At 47.4% G+C, this 15,464-nt stretch carries 14 protein-coding genes and 1 riboswitch; of the genes, 8 read left to right on the forward strand and 6 right to left on the reverse strand.

Annotated elements, in window-relative coordinates:
* Nucleotides 1-26: 26 nt before the first annotated feature.
* Nucleotides 27-935 (reverse strand): LysR family transcriptional regulator, encoded by a 909-nt coding sequence (locus AC1DLI_RS06010; protein WP_477600556.1) that lies wholly within the window; start codon nt 933-935, stop codon nt 27-29.
* A 303-nt stretch (nt 936-1,238) separates the two neighbouring features.
* Here AC1DLI_RS06010 and AC1DLI_RS06015 point away from each other — a divergent pair, with 303 nt between their 5' ends.
* Genes AC1DLI_RS06015 through sdhB form a run of 3 tightly spaced genes read left to right on the forward strand, consistent with a single transcriptional unit; the run spans nt 1,239 to nt 4,459 of the window.
* The gene (locus tag AC1DLI_RS06015) at nt 1,239-1,910 is read left to right on the forward strand and encodes a succinate dehydrogenase cytochrome b558 subunit (RefSeq protein ID WP_477600558.1); all 672 of its coding nucleotides are present in this window, start codon (nt 1,239-1,241) and stop codon (nt 1,908-1,910) included.
* 24 nt (nt 1,911-1,934) lie between these two features.
* Entirely contained in the window at nt 1,935-3,692 is a 1,758-nt protein-coding gene (gene sdhA / locus AC1DLI_RS06020) for a succinate dehydrogenase flavoprotein subunit (protein WP_309000263.1), read from the forward strand.
* Between the two features lie 2 nt (nt 3,693-3,694).
* Entirely contained in the window at nt 3,695-4,459 is a 765-nt protein-coding gene (gene sdhB / locus AC1DLI_RS06025) for a succinate dehydrogenase iron-sulfur subunit (RefSeq protein ID WP_309000262.1), read from the forward strand.
* Between the two features lie 268 nt (nt 4,460-4,727).
* Here sdhB and AC1DLI_RS06030 read toward each other — a convergent pair whose 3' ends face one another.
* From AC1DLI_RS06030 to corA, 5 genes are all read right to left on the reverse strand, one after another.
* Nucleotides 4,728-5,036 (reverse strand): winged helix-turn-helix transcriptional regulator, encoded by a 309-nt coding sequence (locus tag AC1DLI_RS06030; protein WP_053371996.1) that lies wholly within the window; start codon nt 5,034-5,036, stop codon nt 4,728-4,730.
* A 144-nt stretch (nt 5,037-5,180) separates the two neighbouring features.
* Complete coding sequence (locus tag AC1DLI_RS06035; protein ID WP_477600562.1) at nt 5,181-6,026, reverse strand: EamA family transporter; 846 nt, start codon at nt 6,024-6,026, stop codon at nt 5,181-5,183.
* 154 nt (nt 6,027-6,180) lie between these two features.
* Nucleotides 6,181-6,990: a histidinol-phosphatase gene (locus AC1DLI_RS06040; protein WP_477600564.1), complete on the reverse strand. Its 810-nt coding sequence runs from the start codon at nt 6,988-6,990 to the stop codon at nt 6,181-6,183.
* Nucleotides 6,991-7,030: 40 nt separating this feature from the next.
* Complete coding sequence (locus tag AC1DLI_RS06045; RefSeq protein WP_477600566.1) at nt 7,031-7,933, reverse strand: LysR family transcriptional regulator; 903 nt, start codon at nt 7,931-7,933, stop codon at nt 7,031-7,033.
* A gap of 151 nt (nt 7,934-8,084) precedes the next feature.
* On the reverse strand, nt 8,085-9,020 hold the full coding sequence (gene corA, locus AC1DLI_RS06050) for a magnesium/cobalt transporter CorA (protein ID WP_139996439.1): 936 nt from the start codon (nt 9,018-9,020) through the stop codon (nt 8,085-8,087).
* A gap of 306 nt (nt 9,021-9,326) precedes the next feature.
* Nucleotides 9,327-9,436, forward strand: a riboswitch (SAM riboswitch).
* A 100-nt stretch (nt 9,437-9,536) separates the two neighbouring features.
* Here corA and metA point away from each other — a divergent pair.
* The 5 genes from metA (at nt 9,537) to AC1DLI_RS06075 (ending at nt 15,251) form a co-directional block, all read left to right on the forward strand.
* The gene (gene metA, locus AC1DLI_RS06055) at nt 9,537-10,454 is read left to right on the forward strand and encodes a homoserine O-acetyltransferase MetA (protein ID WP_477600568.1); all 918 of its coding nucleotides are present in this window, start codon (nt 9,537-9,539) and stop codon (nt 10,452-10,454) included.
* Between the two features lie 27 nt (nt 10,455-10,481).
* Nucleotides 10,482-11,645 (forward strand): aminotransferase class I/II-fold pyridoxal phosphate-dependent enzyme, encoded by a 1,164-nt coding sequence (locus AC1DLI_RS06060; protein ID WP_477600570.1) that lies wholly within the window; start codon nt 10,482-10,484, stop codon nt 11,643-11,645.
* 3 nt (nt 11,646-11,648) lie between these two features.
* A complete protein-coding gene (locus AC1DLI_RS06065; RefSeq protein ID WP_477600572.1) occupies nt 11,649-12,821 on the forward strand; it encodes a trans-sulfuration enzyme family protein in 1,173 nt (390 codons plus the stop codon).
* A 183-nt stretch (nt 12,822-13,004) separates the two neighbouring features.
* Nucleotides 13,005-14,141 (forward strand): cyclic dehypoxanthinyl futalosine synthase, encoded by a 1,137-nt coding sequence (gene mqnC, locus AC1DLI_RS06070; protein WP_309000254.1) that lies wholly within the window; start codon nt 13,005-13,007, stop codon nt 14,139-14,141.
* Between the two features lie 177 nt (nt 14,142-14,318).
* The gene (locus AC1DLI_RS06075) at nt 14,319-15,251 is read left to right on the forward strand and encodes a putative sporulation protein YtxC (protein ID WP_477600575.1); all 933 of its coding nucleotides are present in this window, start codon (nt 14,319-14,321) and stop codon (nt 15,249-15,251) included.
* The last annotated feature ends 213 nt before the right edge of the window (nt 15,252-15,464 follow it).

A 15,464-nucleotide genomic window follows, 5' to 3' on the forward strand; every position in this document is an offset into this window, starting at 1 on the left:
TGGAAATGATGAGGACATCAGCCTCTTTAGAGGCTGATGTCCTTTTTCGTAGGGAAGCGTGCGGCCAGCTCATTAATCCATAGCCGAACGGAAGGGCTTAACGCGGCGGAATCCGCATGTATGAGCGAGGTTGTCCGCTTCGTATCTTCGAGCTCGCGTATAGGCATGACGATAAGCTCGTTATCTTCAAGAAGCTGATTGCGCATGTAGGATTGCGGAAGGAGAGTTGCGGCTCGGCATGTATGAAGCAAGCGCAAAATCGCTTCGAACGAATCAATTTCCATCCGCACATCCGGCTGGAGATGATACTTGTCGAAGAGCTCGTCGGTAAGGAGCCGGTACCATGTACCCTTGGAGAACAAGATCATCGGCATGCCGGTCAAATCCTGTATGCCAAGAGCGCCTTTGTCGGTTATGACCTGATTGCGCGGCAGCACAAGCGATAAATGATCCTCGAACAAAGGAATGCACCGGAGCGTGGAATCCTCAATGCTGGAGGCGACAATCCCGATATCTGCTTTATGGTCGCGTACGAGCGATACAATTTCATGGGTTTTGCCCGTTACCGCTTTGATATCGATTTCAGGGTGAGTGGAAGTCAGCCGTTGGATCAAATCCGGCAGCGTCGTTTGCAGTGTCGTCAGACTTGCGCCTATCGTCAGCGTGGTATGTCCCGTAGATGTAAATTCAGAGACGGTTTGCAAATATTTACGATGGAGCTGGCGCAGCTCAAGGGCATATTCATAGGTCAGCTGGCCGATCCGAGTGAGCTCCAGCCGTTTGCCAATTCGGCGAAATAACGGCGAGCCCAGCTCCTGTTCAAGCTTGGCTATTTTGCGGGAGAGCGCGGGCTGGGACAAATTAAGCAAAACCGAAGCTTTGTTCATGCTGGATTGCTCTACGATTACGGTAAAGACATGCATCTCTTCATTCATGAAAGAAGCTCCTTATGTCATTTTGTTATAAGAAATTATAAAAAATAAGCAATTCCATTATAAGATGAAAAGGAGTAGGATGGGAAGTGTGGCTAATATGTGTCGACTTTTGTTGACGGAGGTACATGCTGGGGTTACAATGTAGAATGATTTGCCAAGCGTAACAAGCTGATGCCAGCCCTCGGCGGCACAGCGCTTCATTTGCGCTGAAATATAAGCAATGTATAAAGGAATATCCGATACATTCTTATATTTTAAAAAATGCATGCTAGCACTCACAGTTTTGAAAGGAGAAGGAATGACATGAAAGGAAACTCGTATTTCTCGCGCAAGCTTCACTCGCTTCTCGGGATCATTCCGCTCGGCGGTTTTATCGTCGTACATGGATTGGCTAACTACCAGGCGTTTGAGCGCGGACCGGAAGGCTTCAGCAAAGGTGTACATTTTATCAACAGCTTGCCTGTGATCCCGCTGCTCGAGATTTTCGGCATTTACCTCCCGTTATTGTTTCATGGTATTTACGGCTTATATGTCGCTTACCAATCGAACACGAATACGGGACGCTTCAAATACGGACGGAACTGGGCATTCACTGCACAGCGCGTTACAGGGGTAATCACCTTTGTATTCGTATTCTGGCACGTATTCCAAACGCGGATCCAAGTATATCTAGGCAACATTACGCATGAAGAGCTGGGCTCAACGATGAATCAAATTGCAAGCAGCCCTGTTTATTTTGTGCTTTATGTGATCGGCGTACTCGCAGCCGTGTTTCACTTCAGCAATGGCCTATGGGCATTTCTGATCAGCTGGGGCATTACGATCGGCCCGAAAGCTCAACGTATCTCTTCTTACATTTGCATGGGCGTTTTTGTTATTGTATCCGCTTTGTTTATTCTTTCGCTAATCGCATTTACCGGCGACGAATTTAAAGAAGCTGCAAGTGCGGCATTGGCATTTACGAATATCGGTTAGTTTGTAGACAAGGAGCGAAACGTTATGGCTAAAAATAAAATTATCATCGTTGGCGGCGGTCTTGCCGGCTTGATGGCTACCATCAAAGCGGCAGAAGCCGGCGTACACGTTGATCTGTTTTCACTAGTACCAGTCAAACGTTCCCACTCAGTATGCGCACAGGGCGGCATTAACGGCGCTGTTAATACAAAAGGAGAAGGCGATTCTCCATGGGAGCATTTCGACGATACAGTTTACGGCGGGGATTTCCTCGCAAATCAGCCGCCTGTTAAAGCAATGTGCGACGCGGCACCAGGCATTATCCACCTTATGGACCGGATGGGCGTTATGTTCAGCCGTACTGCCGAGGGTTTGCTCGACTTCCGTCGTTTCGGCGGCACGAAGCATTCGCGTACGGCCTTCGCAGGCGCGACGACTGGACAGCAGCTTCTATATGCGCTGGACGAGCAAGTACGCCGGTGGGAAGCAGCGGGTCTAGTCAACAAATACGAGCACTGGGAATTCCTTGGCGCGGTCGTTGATGACGACGGCATTTGCCGCGGCGTATCAGCGCAGGATTTGCGTTCGATGGAAGTGCACACGGTTCGTGCGGATGCGGTTATTCTTGCATCAGGCGGTCCCGGCATTATTTTCGGCAAAACAACAAACTCGGTTATCAATACAGGTACGGCTGCGAGCGCGGTTTATCAGCAAGGTGTGAACTACGCGAACGGCGAATTCATTCAAATTCACCCGACAGCGATTCCAGGGGACGATAAGCTTCGCTTGATGTCCGAATCGGCACGCGGTGAAGGCGGACGGATCTGGACCTACAAAGACGGCAAGCCTTGGTACTTCCTTGAGGAAAAATATCCGGCTTACGGAAATCTGGTGCCTCGTGACATTGCAACACGTGAAATCTTCAGCGTATGCGTTGATCAGAAGCTTGGCATCAATCAGGAAAACATGGTTTACCTTGATCTTTCCCATAAAGATCCGAAGGAGCTTGACGTGAAGCTCGGCGGCATCATTGAAATTTATGAGAAGTTCATGGGCGATGACCCGCGCAAAATTCCAATGAAAATCTTCCCTGCGGTCCACTATTCGATGGGCGGCATGTGGGTCGATTACAACCAAATGACGAACATTCCTGGCTTGTTCGCAGCCGGCGAGTGCGAGTATCAATATCATGGCGCGAACCGTCTCGGCGCAAACTCGCTTCTATCGGCCATTTACGGCGGTATGGTAGCTGGACCGAAGGCCGTGGAATATATCAAAGGCTTGAAGAAATCAGCTGAAGATGTTGCTTCCTCCGTATTCGATCGCGAGAACAAGCGTCAAACAGATAAATACAACAGCATCATTAACATGAACGGCAATGAGAACGCGTATGTCATTCACAAAGAGCTTGGCGAATGGATGACGAACAACATGACGGTTGTACGCTTTAACGATAAGCTGGAGCAAACGATCCACAAGATCAAAGAGCTGAAACAGCGTTACGCTAACATCAACATTAATGATACAGCGCAATGGAACAACGCAGGCGTGGCATTCACCCGTCAGCTTTGGAACATGCTTGAGCTTTCAGAAGCAATGACGCTTGGCGGACTACTGCGCAACGAGAGCCGCGGAGCTCATTACAAGCCTGATTTCCCGGATCGCGACGACGACCAATTCATGAAATCGACGATTGCGAAATGGACGAAGGAAGGTCCGCAAATTTCGTATGAGGACATCGATGTAAGCTTGATCAAGCCTCGTAAACGTGATTACTCGAGCGACAAGAAGAAAGGAGAATAACGATGGCTGAAACGACTGTAGCTACAAAATCGGTTAAGTTTATCATCACGCGCCAAGACACTCCTGATTCAAAGCCTTATACGGAAGAGTTCGAAATTCCTTACCGCGCGAATATGAACGTAATCAGCGGTTTGATGGAAATTCAGCGTAATCCGAAGAAGGCTGATGGCGCGAGCACGGCGCCCGTTTGCTGGGACTCCAATTGCTTGGAAGAAGTTTGCGGCGCCTGTTCGATGGTCATTAACGGCAAGCCGCGTCAAGCATGCAGCGCGCTAGTTGATAAGCTGGAGCAGCCCATCCGTCTTGAGCCGATGAGCACATTCCCAGTTGTACGTGACCTTGTCATTAACCGTGAACGTATGTTTGGCGCTCTAAAACGCGTGAAGGCATGGATTCCGATTGACGGTACGTATGATCTAGGTCCTGGACCGCGGATGGCAGAAACGAAGCGTCAATGGGCTTACGAGCTATCTAAATGCATGACATGCGGCGTTTGTCTCGAAGCTTGCCCGAACGTGAACGATCGGAACAGCTTTATCGGTCCTGCGGCTATTTCACAGGTTCGTTTGTTTAATGCTCATCCAACAGGTGAGATGAACAAAGAAGAACGTCTGGATGCGCTTATGTCCGATGGCGGTATCGAAGGCTGCGGAAACTCGCAAAACTGTGTTCGCGCATGTCCGAAGGGCATTCCGCTCACGACTTCAATCGCTGCTATCAACAAGGATACGACTAAACATTTATTCAAAAAATGGCTCGGCATGTAGGCTGAGCGATAGGATGGAAGCCCTCGGAATTTCGGGGGTTTCTTTTTTTGCATATATAAGAATTTATATGTTTTCACATATAAATGTGCTTATATATCTCCGCGAAACGACTGCTTTTGCCACAGAGGACGGCGACAGCCGTTTACGCTTGTATGATATTGATTATTATTATCAATGATAGTGGATTGGGAATCCTTTGTCAATTACGTTGGGAGGGGAATAAAAATAAACGGAGAAATAAAAAAAACCGCCATAGCGGTTTCTTAGCTTACATCCATTGTTCGCCCCATTTTTGAATGGACTCGATGACTGGCTCCAGCTCACGGCCTTTGCCGGTTAGCTCGTACTCGATGCGTACGGGCATTTCAGGATATACCTGACGTTTAATAATCGTTATCGTTTCCAGTTCTTTCATCCGGTCCGTCAGCATTTTGTCGCTCATCTCGGGAATTTGTTCTTTAATCTCTTTGAACCGTTTAGGTCCTCCAAGCAATACCCGAATAATTCTGCCAGTCCACTTCTTACCTAATATGTCGGCTGCGGCTTCATACTTTGGGCACATTGTCGAATAATCCAACCGTATCACCCCGCTTTTTGTAATACTATTGTAGCATATGAACAAACTAAAAGTAAGTTCATTTGAGTGGGAATAGGTGTTATTTAAATAATATATATTTACTATACTAAAGTTAGACGTAAAATGAAAGGCAGACACCTTTCATTATAAACGGATAATGATTAAACCGAGTATGGTAAAGGCAAAGGCTGTCCACTGCACGAGCGTAAGCTTCTCCTTGTAAAAAAAAATGGCACCTGCCGCTACAACAAGGCTGTTTGTTGCAAAGATAGGCGCAGCCAGATTGGCTTGCCCCGTGGCAAGAGCGATCGCATAAAGCTGCAAGCCGCCGTACGAGAAAAGGCCGGCAACGATGCCGAGCCAAAGTCCAGTTCGTTCTGCGCTGCGGGATGAAGCAGTTTTGGCAGGAACAAGAAACCAAAAAAGTGAAAGGGCATAGGCAATAAATAAAATCGGAGCGCTGGGAAGCCCAAGTTCCTCTGTCACCTTAAGGCCGCCATTCCGGAGCGCGAACATGACGATCGCGGTTGCAACGAGCAGAAACCATCGTTTCTCCGTAATCGTAAGAGGTTCCTTCCGTTTATGGGCAATGAAGATGACCGCGAGCAGAAGCAGTGATATTCCAATGGCCTCAGAAGCGCCTAACGGTTCTTTGTACCACCAAGTGGCCATCGCGATGACTAAGATGATATTCATGTTCGTTAGCGGAGAGGTTAAGCTGGCCGGCCCAAAATGCAAGGCTTTCATAAACAAGGCATTGCCCCAAGCAGAACCTGCACCTATAATAATCCCGGCAACCCAAATTTGCGGATCGGCAAGCCAATCGAATGTTCCTTCAAGCGCAGCATGTACGCCAAAGCCAAGTGTTCCAGAGGCATACAGTCCGAGCAGAAGCGTCTTGGATGAGCCGCCGCGCATTTGTGATACCTTCATCCACCAGCCTGCTAGTCCGAATAAAACAGCGCTGCTGATGGCTGTAATGAGCCACATTGATGTTCAACCCCTCAAATTTGTTACACAAATGAAATAGTTCTGTTATCGTCTCATTACATTAAAGGGCTATTATAATAAACAAGACCCCCTTTTTTAATATATCCTTTGGGACCTGCAGCGTGCAGGTCCACTTTTTTGTCTATTTATAGGCTTATATCGGTACGATGACCTGCTGGCGCTTGCGATAATAAACCCAATGCTTAAAGCCGATCTCCTTCAACCTCTGCTCCACGAGCTCCCATTCATCGCCAACTCTGCTTGGCAGGTGGGCATCCGATCCGAAGGTTACGTTCACGCCAAAGTGCAGCGCGCGCTCTAGGATTGCATCTGACGGATACCAGCCGCCGACATACTTGGTGCTTCCGGATGTATTGATTTCGATGGAAACCCCGCACTCAGCGATGGTCTTGAGCGTATCGTCGATTTCAGCATTTGCCGGAATGTCGGAGAACGCGGGATAATAGCCCTTCATCGCGTCGATATGGCCCAAAATATCGAACATCCCGCTTTGCGCGGATTGCTTGATGAGATCATAATAGCTTCGTTTCACTTCGATATGCTGCTTTTCATTTAAGTTTTTCCAGCGGTTCCGGTTGAAAATGCTCACCTCGCCTACTTGATGGACGGAGCCGATCAAATAGTCGAAGGGTACACCTACGTAAGCAGCCTTGTAGCTCTCTATATGCTGAGGGAAGAAATCGGACTCCATGCCAAGCAAAACCTCGATTTTACCTGCGTATTTCTCCTTTAAACGAAGAACCTCTTGCACGTAGTTGGCGAAGTCGCTTCTAGCCATCGCAATACCCGGTGAAGGCTGATCCTCCTTATGGAAGAAGTAAGGGGAGTGATCTGAAATGCCGATCACTTGAAGCCCGGCTTCCAGGCCTGCAAGGATATAATCTTCGATAGTTCCGTCTGCATGGCCGCATCTCACATGATGGGTATGTAAATCGAATTTCATTAGTATTCTCTCCTTGTCGGGTTTCTGAAATGGATGCTGTTTATTCGCTGCTTATAAATTGATGCTCGGGCATGCCCTTCAAGTCGCTAAGAAATTGCTGCATTGCGGTATTGATGTAGCGTCCGGATTTATAGACGACACCGACGGGATGGCTCATATCCAGCTCATTTACTTTAATCATCTTTAGAGTACCCAATCGAACCTCGTTCGCAATGGAAAGCTTTGAAACAACTGCTGCGCCCAAATTGATTTCTACCATGCGCTTTACTTCTTCGCTGCTCGAGACCTCCATGACAACATTTGGTTGTATGCCGTATTTGCGGAATATTTGATCGATGAATTTGCGGCCAAGCGTATCTGGAGCCAGCATGATCATCGGAATGTCCTTGAGTGTATCAAAGGTCGTATGCACAAGCCGGCTCATGGGATGAGATGGCGATACGACGAGCTCGAATGTATCGTAATAAAGAACGGAGGAGGTTACGTTCGGATTTTTTTCGGTAAGGTATGTAATTCCGATATCGACAGAGCCGTTCTCGACGCTGGTCATAACCTGGGATGAGGGCATGGAATGTATCGTTGTTTTAATTAGCGGAAATTGATTTTGAAAATAAGATAGCACGCGCGGTAAAATTTGTATGGCAATGGAGGAAGTGGTTCCAAGAAGTATATGACCCTGCGGCGTTAAATTCAAATCGGACAGCTTATGCTTAAGCTCTTCCACAATCGTAAGAATTTGTTCGGCATGCTCTAGAAATACTTGTCCATGATCCGTTAAAGTGACTGGCTGATTACGATCGATGAGGATCGTTTTGAACTCATCCTCCAGACTTTTGATTTGCGCCGATACGGCAGGCTGAGTCAGATTCAGCAGCTCGCCAGCTTTCCGGAAGCTCATCGTTTTGGATATCGTTAGGAGTGTTTCAAGCTGACTAATGTTCACGTCAATCCCCCTTTCAAAGGTACAATATTCTCAAATATGTATTTTCTCATTATAAAGGATACAAGTTGCAACAGCAAAAAAGGACTGCGGCGCTTAGGGCATGATGACCATAGCGCTTGCAGTCCTTGTGAACCTACCCGTTTGTGGCGCCTTACAACCATTCCTTCTTGCGGAATATGAAGAACATGCTTATGCCGAGCAGCAGCATTATGCCAAGTAAAATGTAGGAACCGAGTCGAAGATGGAGACCCGGGATAAAGTCAAAGTTCATCCCGTATATTCCCGTAATAAAGGTGAGCGGCATGAATATCGTCGTAATCGCGGTAAATACGCGCATGATTTCATTGGCACGGTTCGATACGCTGGACTGATAGGCCTCGCGCAAGTTACCCATGAGATCGCGGTACGTATCGAAGGACTCTGCAATTTTGAGCGCATTCTCATATATATCGCTAAAATATTTTTGCAGCTGATCGTCAATAAGCTTTAAGTCTTTCTTATTAAGGGTAGCGATGACGTCGCGCTGCGGGCCAAGCACCTTCTTCAGCCACAATATTTCACCGCGCAAACCAATAATTTCGTTCAAATGCGATTTTTTGGTGTGCATTAGAATATCCTCTTCGAGCGCTTCGATTCGGTTGTCGATCCGATCGCCGACAAGAAAATAGTTATCGACGACAATGTCGACGAGATGGTACAAGAAATAATCGGGCCGGCTGACTTCTTGCTCCCACAGCACAGGCTTTAAAGAACGCAGCTCATTAATTTTCTGTTTCGTAACGGTAATAATAAAGTGGCGGCCGAGGAAAATGTTCAGCGCCCTTAGAAAAATTTCTTCATCATCGAATCGAATGCTGTTTATAACAATGAAATAATGGCTTTCGTATATTTCGATTTTTGGACGCTGCTCCTCTTCGCTGAGGCAGTCCTCGACGGCCAGGTCATGCATGCTGAACAGMGGCTGCAGAACGGCTAGATCCTCCACGTCAGCGTCAATCCAGTAAAAACCTTCTTTTGAGGGAACTAAAGTTTCATTAATATCATCTATGGTCGTAAAGATGCCATTGCTTACGAGACGTATTTTCATCCGGAGTTACTCCTTTCTTTCGTTAGAGGAAACTGCCGGCTGAATTGGACTTGGCCGGCAGTAACCGTATTCGATAGTTTTCAGGCTTCGGTCTGTCGCCTTCCATGTCCGTTTGCACCCCTTTATTAATGGAATAAAAGAAATAATTCTTGTCTAGTATACTCCCGCATCAGCTTTACATTCAAGCACAAAAACAACGGATTTTCAGGGATATCTTCAGGATATGCAAAGGAGCTTCTTGACGCGATTAACAGAATGCATTAAAGTAAAGTTGAAATGTAACCGCGGAAAATTGAATAGACTACTTTCTTATCAAGAGCAGGCGGAGGGACTAGCCCGATGAAGCCCGGCAACCGGCGTGAAAAACGCACGGTGCTAATTCTTGCGGAAACATTATTGTTTCTGAGAGATGAGAGAGGCGGATGGCTTATTTACTGAGCATACGACCTTTTCTCACAGCAGAAAGGGTCTTTTTCATGTTCAAGCGGTCATACTGCCTAATGAGGAGTGAAAACCATGCCTATTAAAGTACCAGACAATTTACCGGCAAAAGAAATTTTGAGCAACGAGAACATTTTCGTTATGGATGAGAGCATCGCCTACCATCAGGATATTAGGCCGCTCCGGATCGCTATCCTTAACTTAATGCCTACCAAGGAAACAACCGAAACGCAGCTGCTGAGACTCATCGGTAATACACCGCTTCAGGTGGAGGTTGTACTGCTTCATCCGAGGACGCATACTTCGAAAAATACATCAGCCGAGCATCTGGAATCCTTTTATAAAACGTTTGATGAGATCTCGCATGAATATTATGACGGGCTCATCATTACGGGCGCACCGGTTGAGCATATGCCTTTCGAGGATGTGAACTACTGGGAGGAATTAAAGGAGATCATGGATTGGAGCGTAAGGCGCGTAACTTCCACATTCCATATTTGTTGGGCGGCTCAGGCAGGACTTTACCACCATTTCAACGTGCCAAAATACAACCTGGACAGCAAAATGTTCGGCGTTTATCCGCATACCATCGAGAAACGCAACGTGAATTTGCTGCGAGGCTTTGATGAAATGTTCTTTGTTCCGCAGTCGCGTCATACGGAGGTTCGCAGAGAGGATATCGAGTCGATCGATAACTTAGACATCCTTTCGGAATCGGATGATTCCGGCGTGTATATTGTTGCTTCAAAAGACGGCAAACAAATTTTCGTTACAGGCCATTCCGAATACGATCCGACCTCACTCAAGTATGAATATGACCGTGATCAAGCCAAAGGGCTTAGCATAGATGTGCCGAAAAACTATTTCCCGGGAGATAATCCCGCAAATTTGCCGCGATCGACTTGGCGCGCACATGCAAACCTGTTATTTTCAAATTGGCTAAACTACTATGTATACCAGCAAACACCGTTTGATTTGGGTGGAGGCATTTAATAATAGAAAAAGGAGCGCTACATTACAATGAAAATTGAAAGTCATTTAGCTCAGATTGGATCGATTAAAGAGCCTGTCACCGGTGCAATAAGCTTTCCCGTATATCAAGCAACGGCATTTCGTCATCCTAAGCTTGGACAAAGCACGGGATTCGATTATGCCCGAACAAAAAGTCCGACTCGGGCAGTACTAGAAGAAGCAGCTGCGCAATTAGAGGCTGGCGACGCGGCTTTTGCCTGCAGCTCCGGCATGGCCGCTTTGCAAACGATTTTTGCATTGTTCAGCCAAGGCGACCATTTGATCGTATCACTTGATTTGTACGGCGGTACATACCGTCTGCTGGAGCGGATTATGTCTAGATTCGGCGTGACTGCGTCTTATGTGGATACGAACGATATCGATGCAATGGCGACGCTGTGGACGCCAAATACCAAAGCGGTGCTTATTGAAACGCCGACTAACCCGCTCATGATGATTACGGATATCGAACGTGTAGCGGCATGGGCGAAGTCGAAGGGCTTGCTCACTATCGTCGACAATACGCTGCTAACGCCGTTCTTCCAACGTCCAATCGAGCTTGGCGCTGACATTATCATTCACAGCGCGACCAAATATTTGGGCGGCCACAATGATGTGCTTGCAGGCCTAATCGTGACTAAGGGCAAGGAGCTTTCCGATGAAATGGCCTTCCTTCATAACTCGATCGGCGCGGTGCTTGGACCGCAGGATTCATGGCTGCTAATGAGAGGGATGAAGACGCTGGCACTCCGCATGGAGCGTCATCAGCACAATGCGACAACGATCTCGAACTATTTGCTCGAGCATCCGGCTGTCGAGGATGTTTATTACCCTGCTCTGCCGCATCATCCCGGCCATGAAATTCAGAATAAGCAATCATTGGGCAATACGGGAATCTTCTCATTCCGACTCAAGGATGCCCGTTATATCGAACCGATTCTCCGTCATATCAAGCTTATTGCTTTTGCTGAGAGCCTCGGCGGCGTAGAATCCTTAATGACCTACCCGGCCGTACAAACGCATGCGGATATTCCGCTTGAAATCCGTCAAGCCATTGGCGTTGATGACCGCCTGCTTCGTTTCTCTGTCGGAATTGAGCATGCGGATGATTTAATCGCTGACCTTGCGCAGGCGCTGGAAGCAGCAAAACGTGAAATCGAGGAGGTTCAATAACCGATGAGCAATGAAACGAACAATAAGAAACCTCAGGATCGGCGTTTTGCCACGAAGCTGCTTCATTTTGGCGCAGAGATTGATGAACAGACGGGCGCTTCGAGCGTACCGATCTTTCAAGCTTCAACGTTCCATCATCATGATATTTTCGAGCCGCCGCAATATGATTACAGCCGCTCTGGCAACCCTACCCGTCAAGCGCTCGAAGATTATATCGCGCTGCTTGAAGGTGGAGCCCGCGGCTTCGCTTTTGCCTCAGGCATGGCTGCAATCTCAACTACGTTCCTGCTGCTGTCTCAAGGGGAGCATGTTATTGTAACGGAGGATGTATACGGCGGAACGTACCGTTTGCTTACATCGATTTTGGATCGGCTAGGCATTGAATCTACATTTGTTGACATGACCGATTTCGAAGCGGTTAAAGCAGCGCTTAAGCCAAATACGAAAGCGGTCTTTATGGAGACGCCTTCGAACCCGACGCTCAAAATCACGAATATTGTAGAGACTACTGCGTGGGCGAAGGAGCAAGGGCTGCTTACCATGCTCGACAATACATTTATGACTCCGTACCATCAACGTCCGATTGAGCTTGGCGTAGACATTGTGCTGCACAGCGCAACGAAATTTCTAAGCGGGCACAGTGATGTGCTGGCCGGTCTTGCGGTAACCGCCGACGAAGCGCTAGGCAAGCGTCTGAAGCAGCTTCAAAACGGAATGGGCACTGTGCTTAGCGCACAGGAGTCTTGGCTGCTGATGCGGGGAATGAAGACGCTGCAAACTCGGATGGAGCATAGCGAGCGCAGCGCGCGCAGATTGGCTGAATGGCTCTCAGAGCATAAGGAAGTAACAGCTGTTTATTATCCTGGTCTTCCTAACCATCCAGGCCGGGCCATTCACGAGAAGCAATCACTTGGATATGGGGCTGTCGTTTCCTTCGACGTAGGAAGCGGAGAACGTGCCAAAGCCATGCTGAATAAAGTCCAAATCCCGCTTGTAGCGGTTAGTCTGGGCGCAGTGGAGAGCATCTTGTCCTATCCGGCGATGATGTCGCATGCGGCAATGCCTAAAGAAGTTCGTCACGCCCGCGGCATTACGGACGGCTTGGTACGGTATTCAGTGGGGCTAGAGGATATTGAGGATCTTATCGAGGATTTAGATAACGCGCTTCGTGCCTAAAAGGGATGAAATGCAAGAAAAACACGGTTGTTCTTACGAACACGCCGTGTTTTTCCTTATTTCAAGGCGAGAGAGCATCATATGGCATGTGACTTCAACCAGCTATTTATGATAGGATAAAGTGATCGATTGTTTACTAAGAACGGGAATTTACTAAGAACGGGAATAAGGAGGTCTTGCGGAATGGGAACGTTGGACCATATTTTGGATAAAGCATTGCGCGGCGAGCGAATTGCGCTCGAAGAAGGCATGGAGCTGCTCGCTTCAGATCAGATTGAGAAAATGGGACATGTAGCCAATCAGATCATGCTGAGGCATCATCCAGAGCCAATTACGACTTTTGTCGTTGGCCGGAATGTAAATTACACGAACGTTTGCGATGTTTATTGCCGTTTCTGCGCATTTTATCGCGCGCCGGGCTCCAAGGAAGGTTATGTCCTGCCGGATGAAACGATTTTGAGCAAAATTCAAGAGACCGTCAATGTTGGCGGTACGGAAATTCTAATGCAGGGCGGTACGAATCCGAATTTGCCGTTTACGTATTATTTGGACCTGCTCCGCAAAATCAAACAGCATTTTCCGGATATTACGATGCACTCCTTCTCTCCTGCGGAAATTCAGAAGATGAAGGTCGTATCCGATGGTCTTTCGCTGGATGAAGTCATCAGGCAGCTGCATGAAGCAGGTCTCGATTCTTTGCCGGGGGGCGGAGCTGAAATATTGGATGACCGTACTCGCCGCAAGATAAGCCGGATGAAGGGCTCATGGACGGACTGGATGGATGTTATGAAGTCCGCTCACCGCCATGGGATGAATACAACGGCTACAATGGTGTACGGACTAGGCGAGACGGTTGAAGAGCGTGCGCTGCATATGCTCCGCATCCGTGACGCTCAAGATGAATGTATTGCGAACAAATATGATTCCACTGGATTCTTGGCGTTTATTTCTTGGCCGTTCCAGCCGGACAATACGAATCTGAAGCTTGAGAAAGCAAAGCCAGAAGAGTATCTCCGTATCGTTGCGGCAAGCCGCATCATGCTCGATAACATACCGAATTTCCAATCGTCATGGGTGACGATGGGGCCTGAGATGGGTAAGCTATCGCTATCATATGGCTGCAATGACTTCGGAAGCACGATGATTGAGGAAAATGTAGTTTCGGCTGCGGGAACGACACATAAAGTCAACATTGAACTTATTCTTGAACTCATTCGCGAGGTTGGCAAAATTCCAGCCCAGCGTGATACAAAATATAATATTTTGAAAATTTATAATGAAACGGATAAAGCCGATCTTGATTTTGTAATGCAAAACTAAGCTCGCTTCAGGTGACGATTATAAATGATTAAACGTTTGTGTATTGTTCCTCCTTAACCGGACGGAGCATTATACAAACGTTTTTTTATTATCTTGCTTCCCTTACATTCCAATGTCTTCATCGTATATCCCCGTACGCGGCACCATATACTGATAAGGAAGGAAAGGGGTGAGCTTATGGAGCTATTCACGGTATCGTTGCCTGCAAGTCTCCAGAAGTCAGTGAGTAAACTAATGGAATTATTGATGGAACAAGCGCTCGTCGATTTACATATCGGCTCAAAAACGGAGCAGCCTGCGGTAATTGAGTTTATGCAGATATCCGAACAGGATGTTCGGTGTCAGGCTATACTACCGCATTTTCAGCTAAAGGTTCATGCTCAAGCTGTTTATCATGCAGCAGCGTTAGCTGTTGCTGAATTTGTTGTAAGCGAAATGGAGCCTGACATGCTTGCGGCTATTATTCGCAAGAAATATCGCAACAATAATTCGGGCGATGCAGCCGCGATTGAAAAGTATTGCCATGATTTGCTTCACGGCAAAGAATGGGATGGCTTAGGTACAAGATTTTTAGATGCAGATCGATTGAGGCGCAAGAATAAGGTTGCAGCCGAGGTCGAGCTTTTTTTACAAGAAAACACCGAGCTAAACGTGAAGGGATTTACCTCCTTCCGGCTTGAGCCTTACCGCAAGGAATTAGCTGAGGTAGTAGAATACGCATTGGATGAATATGTCCTCGATAAACAATACCAGGAGTTTATTTCCCTGTTAAAATATTTCGTGTTTCTTCAGGACACGAAGCTGCCGATGGTTCATTTGCTGCATAAAGGCGGGCATGATTTTATGCTTTACGATAATAGCTTTCAGCCGCTTGATCCCAATCCTCCATCAGACCGAATCGTAGCGGAAATGCTTGAGACGGAAATGAATATCGAGGATATGGTGATCAGCTCATTGATTGCTGTATCGCCAAAGCATATTACGATTCATACGAGACAGCCTGACATGCAGGTGATCCGCACGATTGAAACGATTTTTGATCAGAGGGTAACGGTATGCGTACAATGCGCATCCTGCAGCAGCAGCCTCGATGAGCTCGTTCAGCCGTAGAGGAAACGAGCAGTACCCTTGACCAAACGAGGAAGTCGAGCTATAATGACACACATATACGTTGTAATCGGCAATGATAAAGACATGTGTCTGCTTATGATATTTGGTCCAGAGAGAGGAAACTCGGCTGTAATTTCCTTCCGTAATGTCTGCAGATATACCCCTTTGAAGCTGTATGGCCCAACCCGTAGCGCTCATTTATTGAGATAAGCC

The organism is Paenibacillus sp. 01T443 (assembly GCF_056398325.1).